The 8,345-nt window shown below is 68.5% G+C and carries 7 protein-coding genes; 5 read left to right on the top strand and 2 right to left on the bottom strand.

Features of this window, described 5'->3' with window-relative positions:
- On the top strand, positions 1 to 1,239 hold a 1,239-nt coding region (locus tag RTM68_RS15160; protein WP_312172465.1), incomplete at its 5' end, for a DUF222 domain-containing protein.
- A 119-nt stretch (positions 1,240 to 1,358) separates the two neighbouring features.
- On the opposite strand, the gene RTM68_RS15155 is transcribed toward RTM68_RS15160, so the two are convergent.
- Positions 1,359 to 1,790, bottom strand: coding sequence for an Lrp/AsnC family transcriptional regulator (locus RTM68_RS15155; protein ID WP_194765164.1), 432 nt, complete (start codon positions 1,788 to 1,790; stop codon positions 1,359 to 1,361).
- 157 nt (positions 1,791 to 1,947) lie between these two features.
- Between RTM68_RS15155 and RTM68_RS15150 the strand changes: the two genes are divergently transcribed.
- Genes RTM68_RS15150 through RTM68_RS15140 form a run of 3 tightly spaced genes read left to right on the top strand, consistent with a single transcriptional unit; the run spans position 1,948 to position 5,527 of the window.
- Positions 1,948 to 3,063: a thiamine pyrophosphate-dependent enzyme gene (locus tag RTM68_RS15150; protein ID WP_312172462.1), complete on the top strand. Its 1,116-nt coding sequence runs from the start codon at positions 1,948 to 1,950 to the stop codon at positions 3,061 to 3,063.
- Complete coding sequence (locus RTM68_RS15145; protein ID WP_312172461.1) at positions 3,060 to 4,106, top strand: alpha-ketoacid dehydrogenase subunit beta; 1,047 nt, start codon at positions 3,060 to 3,062, stop codon at positions 4,104 to 4,106. Before RTM68_RS15150 ends, RTM68_RS15145 begins: the two co-directional genes overlap by 4 nt.
- A complete protein-coding gene (locus RTM68_RS15140) occupies positions 4,103 to 5,527 on the top strand; it encodes a dihydrolipoamide acetyltransferase family protein (protein ID WP_312172460.1) in 1,425 nt (474 codons plus the stop codon). Before RTM68_RS15145 ends, RTM68_RS15140 begins: the two co-directional genes overlap by 4 nt.
- A 30-nt stretch (positions 5,528 to 5,557) precedes the next feature.
- Here the strand turns inward: RTM68_RS15140 and RTM68_RS15135 are convergent, their stop codons facing one another.
- Positions 5,558 to 6,724 carry a hypothetical protein gene (locus RTM68_RS15135; RefSeq protein ID WP_312172457.1) on the bottom strand — a complete coding sequence of 389 codons (1,167 nt, stop codon included), beginning with the start codon at positions 6,722 to 6,724 and terminating at the stop codon, positions 5,558 to 5,560.
- Positions 6,725 to 7,089: 365 nt separating this feature from the next.
- Here RTM68_RS15135 and RTM68_RS15130 point away from each other — a divergent pair.
- The coding region (locus tag RTM68_RS15130) for an MFS transporter (protein ID WP_312172454.1) at positions 7,090 to 8,345 on the top strand (1,256 nt) is incomplete at its 3' end.

Here is an 8,345-nt window from a genome sequence, read left to right as displayed (position 1 = left end):
GTGCGGGATGGGCTATTGGCATTCGGGGCGCAGATCGCCACCGAGATGGCGGAGAGTACGGCTGCGTCGGCTGGAGACGCCGGCGGCCGGGACGCGGATCGAGCAGCTCGCGAGGCGGGTGAGCTGGCGGCGCGAACGGTGTCGGCGGAGTTCGCCGCCGCACTGCGGGTCAGCGACCGCACGGTGCAACGGCGCATGATCGCGGCAGAAGATCTCGTGTCGCGGTTCCCGCGCCTGTGGCGTGCGCAGGGAGCTGGCGTCCTCAGCGCCTGGCACGTGCGCGGGATCCTCGATGCGGGAGCGCACCTCGACGACCCGGCCGATCGTGACGCGTATGCGGAGCAGATGATCGAGTTCGCCCAGACCGCGACGACGGGTCGTACGACGCGTCTGGCCCGACGGATCGCAGAACGATTCCAGCCCCGCTCGATCGACGAACGACACACGGATGCCCGCCGCGACCGCAGGGCGTGGGTGCGTGACCGTCCCGACGGGATGGCGGAGTTCGTGATCCTGGGTCCCGCGGCCCTCGTACATGGTGCGCTCGCTCGCATCACCGCCATGGCGCACACCGCCGCGGCCGCAAACCGCGCTGCGGAGAGTGCCACGGGTGCCGGTACCGCGGATGTGCAGGATGCGCGCTCCCTGAATCAACGGCGATGCGATATCGCCCTCGACCTGCTCCTGACCGGTACCCCTGTCGGACACGACACCCCCGACAGGATGCTCGCGAGTATCGCCCCGACCGTCGCGATCACCGTCCCGGTGACCACTCTCCTCGGCGTAGACACGACTCCTGCCGAGCTCGACGGATGCATCCCCGTCGACGCGGCCACCGCACGCCTGCTCGCAGGCTCCGCGGCCGCGTGGATCCGCATCCTCACTCACCCGCACACCGGTGCGCTGCTCGCCACCGACACGTACCGCCCCACCGCAGCGCTCACGCGCCACCTCCGAAGCCGCGATCAGCACTGCCGATTCCCGACCTGTGGACACCCCGCCCGCGATTGCGATCTCGATCACACCCGAGACCACGCCCTCGGTGGACCCACCACCCTCGAGAACCTCAGCGACCTCTGCCGTCGACACCACACGCTCAAACACCACACACCCTGGCAGGTCGAGCACCTCGGCCACGGCACCTATGCCTGGACGAGTCCCACCGGCCGCACCTACCTCGACACCCCACCACCTCAGAACACGACCTCCTATCCCGACGACCATCCACCGCCCTTCTGAAACGGCGATCTCCTCCGATGCCCTCATGGCGCCGAGCCACGACGGCAGGGCAGCCCAGCTCAGGTCAGGTCAGGTCAGGTCAGGTCAGGTCAGGTCAGGTCAGGTCAGGTCAGGTCAGATCAGATCAGCGCGAAGTCCTCGAAGATGAGCGTGGTCCTCGTGGAGCGGATCGACGGAATCGCCTGAATGTCCTCGAGCACGATGCGACGGAGATCGCGCGCATCGCTGGCCCGAACGAGCAGGATGACGTCGAAGTCCCCGCCGACCAGGGCCATGTGCTCGATCTCGGGGATCGCCCGCAACCGCGCACTCACCTCCTGCCACGTCGCCTGCTCGATCGCGAGAGTCACATACGCACTCGCGTGGTGGCCGAGCCGCACCGGGTCGGTGCGCACGGTGTAGCCGGTGATCACCCCGGCATCGGTGAGCCGTTTGATGCGCGCGTGAGCTCCCGCTCGAGAGACGTGCACCGCCTCGGCGATCGCCGTCATGGACGCTCGGGCATCGCGCTGCAATTCGCGCAGGATGGCGTGATCGGTGTCATCGAGCATGATTCTGGAACCCCTTCGTCCGGTGCCAGAATTCTGACACTTTGCACGCAGGATCACCACCAGAACCTCAGTCGTTCAGGATTCTCGGCCAGCCCTTGGACGATTGCCGCCGTGAGCGCATGCTCGTGTCATCGGGTTCGGCAAGGAGGGCGAACGGATGAGCGACGAACGACGTGAGGTACGGTTCCTGCCGCGGGATGAACCCGTGCAGCTGATCGATGCCTCCGGCACGGCGACGGCTGACGACCAGTTCGTCCTGCCGAGCACCGACACCCTTCTCGCCGCGTATCGCGGGCTCGTCGAGGGCCGACGCATCAACGACCAGGCGAGCGCCCTGGTGCGCCAGGGCCGCCTCGCCGTCTACCCCTCGTCGCACGGCCAGGAGGCCTGTCAGGTCGGTGCAGCGCTCGCTCTCGCCGCCGACGACTGGCTCTTCCCCACCTACCGAGACTCGGTCGCCGTCATCGAGCGCGGCGTCCCGGCCGCTGAGGCCCTCGTCCTCCTCAAGGGAGACTGGCACTCGGGCTATGACGTCCGCTCCCACCATGTCGCCCCTCAGGCCACTCCCCTCGCGACGCAGCTGCTGCACGCCGTGGGCTTCGCCTACGCGGCGAAGCGGCGAGGTGAAGACACCGTCGTCCTCGCCCTCTGCGGCGACGGCGCCACGAGCGAGGGCGACTTCCACGAGGCGCTGAACTTCGCCGCGGTCTTCCACGTGCCCGTCGTCTTCTTCGTGCAGAACAACGGATTCGCGATCTCCGTCCCCCTCAGCAGGCAGACCGCGGCACCGTCACTCGCCCACAAGGCGATCGGCTACGGCATGCTCGGCCAACGCGTCGACGGCAACGACGTCGCAGCGGTCCTGGCCGTGCTCGGCGAGGCCGTCGACCGCGCCCGATCGGGCGGCGGACCGAGCCTGGTCGAAGCACACACCTATCGGATGCAGGCGCACACCAATGCCGACGACGACACCCGCTACCGCGAGCGCGCCGAGGTGCAGTCCTGGGTCGCGCGCGACCCGCTCACCCGCCTGCATGCTCACCTCACCGGCACCGGCGCACTCACACCCGAGCTCGAGGCGGAGTACGCGGCCGCCGCCGAGGATACCGCGACGGCGATGCGGGAGGCGCTCAATGCGGATGCCGACATCGACCCCGAAGATCTCTTCCGCTTCGTGACCGAGACGCGGTCGCCACAGCTCGAGGAACAGTGGCAGATGCTGCGTGGAGAGATCGAACGGACCGCCGACGCTGCACCAGGAGGTACCCGATGACCATCGCACACGACGACGTCCGCGTGGAGGAGCACCCGACGACGGTGTCGACCATGAGCATGGCCGCCGCACTGAACCTCGCACTCGCCGACGCGATCGAGACCGATCCCGACGTCGTGGTCTTCGGCGAAGACGTCGGAGCGCTCGGCGGGGTCTTCCGGATCACCGACGCCCTCACCGCGAGGTTCGGAGAGGACCGCTGCTTCGATACCCCGCTCGCAGAGTCGGGCATCGTGGGCACAGCGGTGGGCATGGCGATGAACGGCATGCGTCCCGTCGTCGAGCTGCAGTTCGACGCGTTCGCTCTGCCGGCCTTCGAGCAGATCGTCAGCCACGTCGCGAAGCTCGGCAACCGCACGCGCGGCGCGGTGCGGATGCCGATCGTCATCCGCATCCCCTTCGGCGGCGGAATCGGCGGTGTCGAACACCACTGCGACTCGTCCGAGGCCTATTACGCACACACCCCCGGACTCACGGTCGTCAGCCCGTCGACGCCGCAGGACGCGTATTCGCTGCTGCGCGCAGCCATCGCCTCCCCGGATCCCGTGATCTTCCTCGAACCCAAGAAGCTGTACTGGACGAAGGGCGAGGTCGACACGGCGGTCGCCGCCGACATCGGCACCGCCCGCATCGCGCGCGAAGGCACCGATGTCACACTTCTCGCCTACGGCGCGGCCGTGCCTCTGGCGCTGGAGGCCGCCGACGTCGCCGCATCCGAAGGACGCAGCGTGCAGGTCATCGATGTCCGCTCGCTGTCGCCCTTCGACGACGCGACTGTCACCGACGCGGTGCGGTCGACGGGGCGAGCCGTCGTGATCGCCGAGGCGCCGGGCTATGTGAGCGTCGCCTCCGAGATCCAGGCCCGTGTCTTCGAGCGGTGCTTCGAGTACCTCGAGGCGCCGGTGCGTCGAGTCACCGGGTTCGACATCCCGTACGCGCCGCCGAAGCTCGAGCACTGGCACCTGCCCGATGTCGACCGCGTCCTCGACGCGATCGACTCGCTGCACTGGGAGGACGCCGAGCACGAAGAAGGTGCGTCATGACCGCGCTGACGACTCATGTCTTCCGCCTGCCGGATCTCGGTGAGGGACTGACCGAAGCGGGCCTCGTGCAGTGGCTCGTCGCTGTGGGCGACAGCATCGTCACGGATCAGGCGATCGCCGAGGTCGAGACGGCCAAGAGCATCGTCGAGCTGCCGTCGCCGTTCGCGGGAGTCGTGACGGCGCTGCACGGTGCGCCCGGCGACACCATCGACGTCGGCGCACCCGTGCTCGAGGTCGCGGACAGCGCCCCTTCCAGCGGCAAGGACCCCTCGACCGCCGTCGAGCACGACGCCTACCGCGAAGAGGAACGTGCCGGTTCCGGCAACGTCCTGATCGGCTACGGCACCACAGCGCGGGGCCGGTCAGGACGCCGCCGTCCGCGAGCGGCCTCCGGAAGGATGCCCTCGCCCTCACGGACGGAGACGACCCCCGAGACGGCCCTCAGCGAGACGCCCGTGCCTGAGAATCGGGCGCAGGATGCTCGAGCGAAGGGCCCTGTCGCGGTCCGCTCCCCTCTCGTCCGGCGCCTGGCACGCGATCTGGGACTCGACGTGCACGCGATCGTCCCCTCGGGACATGACGGCGCCATCACGCGCGCCGATGTCCTCGCTGCCGCTGTCGACGACGCCGTCGTCGGAGCCACCGCCCAGCACCGTGATGCGCGCATGAGCACGCGTATGAGCACCGGCACGGGCACGGGCACGGGCACGGACACGCTCGATGGCCTGTCCGTCGCCTCCCGTGAGCGCCTGTCGCCGCTGCGCCGGGCAGTCAGCGCCCGGCTGACTCGCAGTCGCTCCGAGATCCCCGAAGCGACGGTCTGGGTCGACGTCGATGCGACCGAGCTGTGGGAACTGCGGTCGCAGATGGCGCCGGAAGGACGCAGGGCGCCCTCCATCACCGCTCTGATCGCGCGCTTCGTCCTTCTCGCTCTCGACGAGCATCCTGTCCTCGCCTCCCGACTGAGCGATGACGCATCCGAGCTGATCTCCTTCGACGGCGTCAACCTGGGCGTCGCTGCCGACACCGACCGCGGACTCCTGGTGCCCGTCATCCCCCGTGCGCACGAACTCTCCATCGAGCAACTCGACGCGGCGTTGCGCGACCTCACTGCGACCGCCCGTTCGGGGGCCATGCCCCCCGAGCGCCTGCGCGGCTCGACCTTCACCCTGAACAACTACGGCGGGCTCGGGGTCGACGGCTCGGCCGCGATCATCAATCACCCCGACGTCGCCATCCTCGGTATCGGCCGCATCATCGAGCGCCCGTGGGTCGCCGACGGTCAGGTCGTCGCTCGCCGCATCGCGCAGCTGTCGCTGGTGTTCGATCACCGTGTGTGCGACGGCGGGTACGCTGCGAGCTTCCTCCGGCGCGTGACCGAGCTGATCGAGCATCCGCTGCGCGCGTTCGGGCGAGTGTGATCGCCGCGAGGGAACCGGCCATCGAGACGGTCAGTCGAACCGGATCGCCATGCGCGCCGTGGCATCCTCGACCGTGATCCCGACAACCATCGCGCCATCGTCTGCGACATCCCGATCCGACTGGAAGCGGAAGACCTGCCCATCTCGGGTCGTGACCGCGTAGTAGTCGTCCCCCGACGAGGCGACGTCGACAGTCGTGCCGCCCGGGAAGGCCGCGATCGCGTCAGCGACGGGTGCGCCCACACGGATGTCACCACGAGCCGGCAACGCCGCACCGTTCTGGGGCGACTCATCGAGGCTCCGTTCATTGCCCACCGTCACCGACCACACGGCGTCGGCGCCCTCTGCCGGTTGGACGAGGATCGACCCCGCTCCGTCGTCGTCGATCAAGGTCCACGGCCCACCGTCGTACTCGGGGTCGACGGTCTGAGCGGCTCCAGCACCGGCGAGCGCCCGTTCCACCTCGTCTCCGAGGCGGATCGGCCCGACACCGCCCACGCCGATCTGCCACTCGCTCCAGACGGGTCCTGGGTCACCCGACGGGTCTACCTCGGCCTGTGGCGGATCCGCGGTGAGACGCTCCACGAGCGCTGTCTTCGCCTGCACGGCTCGGGACTGCAGCAGAAGGGCTGTCGCCTCGGCGTCGAAGGAACGGTCTCCGGTGAACGGCTGCCACAGGTGCACGATCACGTTGCCGGTGGACGCGAAGGCGTCGAACGACTGCCAGTCGAGTCCGACGTCGGTGAGGGTTCCCGCGAACGCACTGACGCCCTCGGACTCGGCAGGGACCACCGCGTCGAAAGTCGCAGGCCCCTCTCTGGTGAAGTCGGCGCACTGAGAGGCCGCCTGCAGCAGCTGATCCATCCGCGTCTGCGCCTGCGCCTCGTCCGCGAACTGCAGGACCAGCAGCCGGCCGAACCCGTACCGCGGATCGGTCGGCACCTTCCACTCGACCGTCCGCGCCCCGACGGCACCGAGCGATTGCTCCGCGTACAGCGCATCACAGATCGCCGGGGTCGAGACCGCGCCACCGCCGTCCGACACCTGGGCGAGCGTCGGCGACAGCGCTCCGACGTCGGTCGCGTCCGGCACCGAATCGACGATCTCCGCCGAGGCAGGAGCGAAAGCGTCGAGCTCATCGCCGACGAACACGATGGGGCCCTCATAGGGGGTGGGCGCAGAGGTCGTCGGTGCCATCGACGGCGTGGGCGACGGGGATGTCGGGGTAGACGGCGCGCATGCGGTGAGCGCGGCGAGTGCTCCGATCCCGACGATTCCGATCACGAACCCGATTCGTCGCGCGCCTGTTCGTCCCATGATGATCTCCGGTTCGTCCCTGGCGACGACGAGTCGCGTCAGAGGGAGCATAGAGCGACACGCGGCGCTGCACGAGGCTCTTCGAACTATCGATACCCGACCGAGAGCTACCGCATGCCGATGACTGCATATGGGCGCAGAGGTCCCTCATGCGCTACGCTCGACCTTTACTGACCGATCATTCGGTAAGTGCAGCGACGCGACCCGCCGTCGCTCGTCCCCCATCGCAGAACAACGGAGTTCTCATGACGTCAGCAGTCTCTGCTCGCACCTCGACAGGGCGAATGCCCGCCGAGGAGCGACGCGTCCTCGCCAGCACACTCGTCGGCACCTCGATCGAATGGTACGACTTCTTCATCTACGCACAGGCCGCGGGCCTGGTGCTCGCCCCGCTCTTCCTGGCGCCGATCGCCGAGGAGAACAAGGGGTTCGCACAGGTCCTCTCCTTCGCCACCATCGGCATCTCCTTCCTCTTCCGTCCACTCGGAGCCATCATCGCCGGGCACCTCGGCGACAAGCTGGGGCGCAAGAAGATGCTGGTCTTCACTCTCGTCATGATGGGTCTGTCGACCTCGCTGATCGGACTGCTCCCGACATACGCCGCGATCGGAGTCGCCGCACCCATCCTGCTCATCGTCCTGCGCATCCTGCAGGGGTTCTCGGCAGGCGGGGAGTGGGGCGGAGCGGCGCTGATGGCCGTCGAGCACGCGCCGACCACCCGACGGGGACTCTTCGGCGCATTCCCGCAGATCGGCGTCCCGATCGGCATGATCCTCGCGACGGCCACGCTCTGGGTGCTGACGAGCTCGATGTCGCCCGAGGCGTTCCTCGAGTGGGGGTGGCGGATCCCGTTCCTGCTGTCGATCGTGCTGATCGCCGTCGGCTATGTGATCAGGCGCGCGGTCGACGAGAGCCCCGTGTTCGAGGATCTCCGCCGTCGCCGACAGGAGGCCTCGGCGCCGCTGGGCCGCCTGTTCCGCAAGAACACCAAGCAGGTCGTGCTCACCGCGCTCATCTTCATCGGCAACAACGCCGCCGGCTACCTGCTCATCGCCTTCTTCGCCACGTACGCCGTCACCGCTCTCGGCATGGAGCGGCCTCCCGTGCTGCTGGCCACGACGCTCGCCTCGTTCGGGTGGCTGATCTTCACGCTCTGGGGCGGGCACCTGTCGGATCGTCTCGGGCGCGTCCGCACGTTCCAGATCGGGTACATCGCCCTGGCCCTCTGGGCAGTGCCGATGTGGTTCCTGATCGACACCGCGAACATCTTCTGGTACTTCGTGGCGCTGTTCGTGATGACCTTCGCGCTCGGCCTGTCGTACGGCCCGCAGGCGGCTCTGTATGCGGAGATGTTCCCTGCGAACGTGCGGTACTCGGGCGTCTCGATCGGGTACGCGCTGGGCGCCATCCTCGGCGGGGCCTTCGCCCCGATGATCGCCGAATCGCTGATGAATCAGTTCCAGGCCGCGTGGACGATCGGCGTGTACATCGCGATCGCCGC

The organism is Microbacterium sp., from assembly GCF_031988965.1.
Lineage (GTDB): Bacteria > Actinomycetota > Actinomycetes > Actinomycetales > Microbacteriaceae > Microbacterium.
This window is presented reverse-complemented; position numbering and strand designations above follow the sequence as displayed.

Bases quoted from the DNA above. Each gene is read 5' to 3' on its own strand.
- RTM68_RS15140 (WP_312172460.1), top strand. From the start codon at position 4,103: ATGACCGCGCTGACGACTCATGTCTTCCGCCTGCCGGATCTCGGTGAG.
- RTM68_RS15145 (WP_312172461.1), top strand. From the start codon at position 3,060: ATGACCATCGCACACGACGACGTCCGCGTGGAGGAGCACCCGACGACG.
- RTM68_RS15155 (WP_194765164.1), bottom strand. From the start codon at position 1,790: ATGCTCGATGACACCGATCACGCCATCCTGCGCGAATTGCAGCGCGAT.
- RTM68_RS15150 (WP_312172462.1), top strand. From the start codon at position 1,948: ATGAGCGACGAACGACGTGAGGTACGGTTCCTGCCGCGGGATGAACCC.
- RTM68_RS15135 (WP_312172457.1), bottom strand. From the start codon at position 6,724: ATGGCACCGACGACCTCTGCGCCCACCCCCTATGAGGGCCCCATCGTG.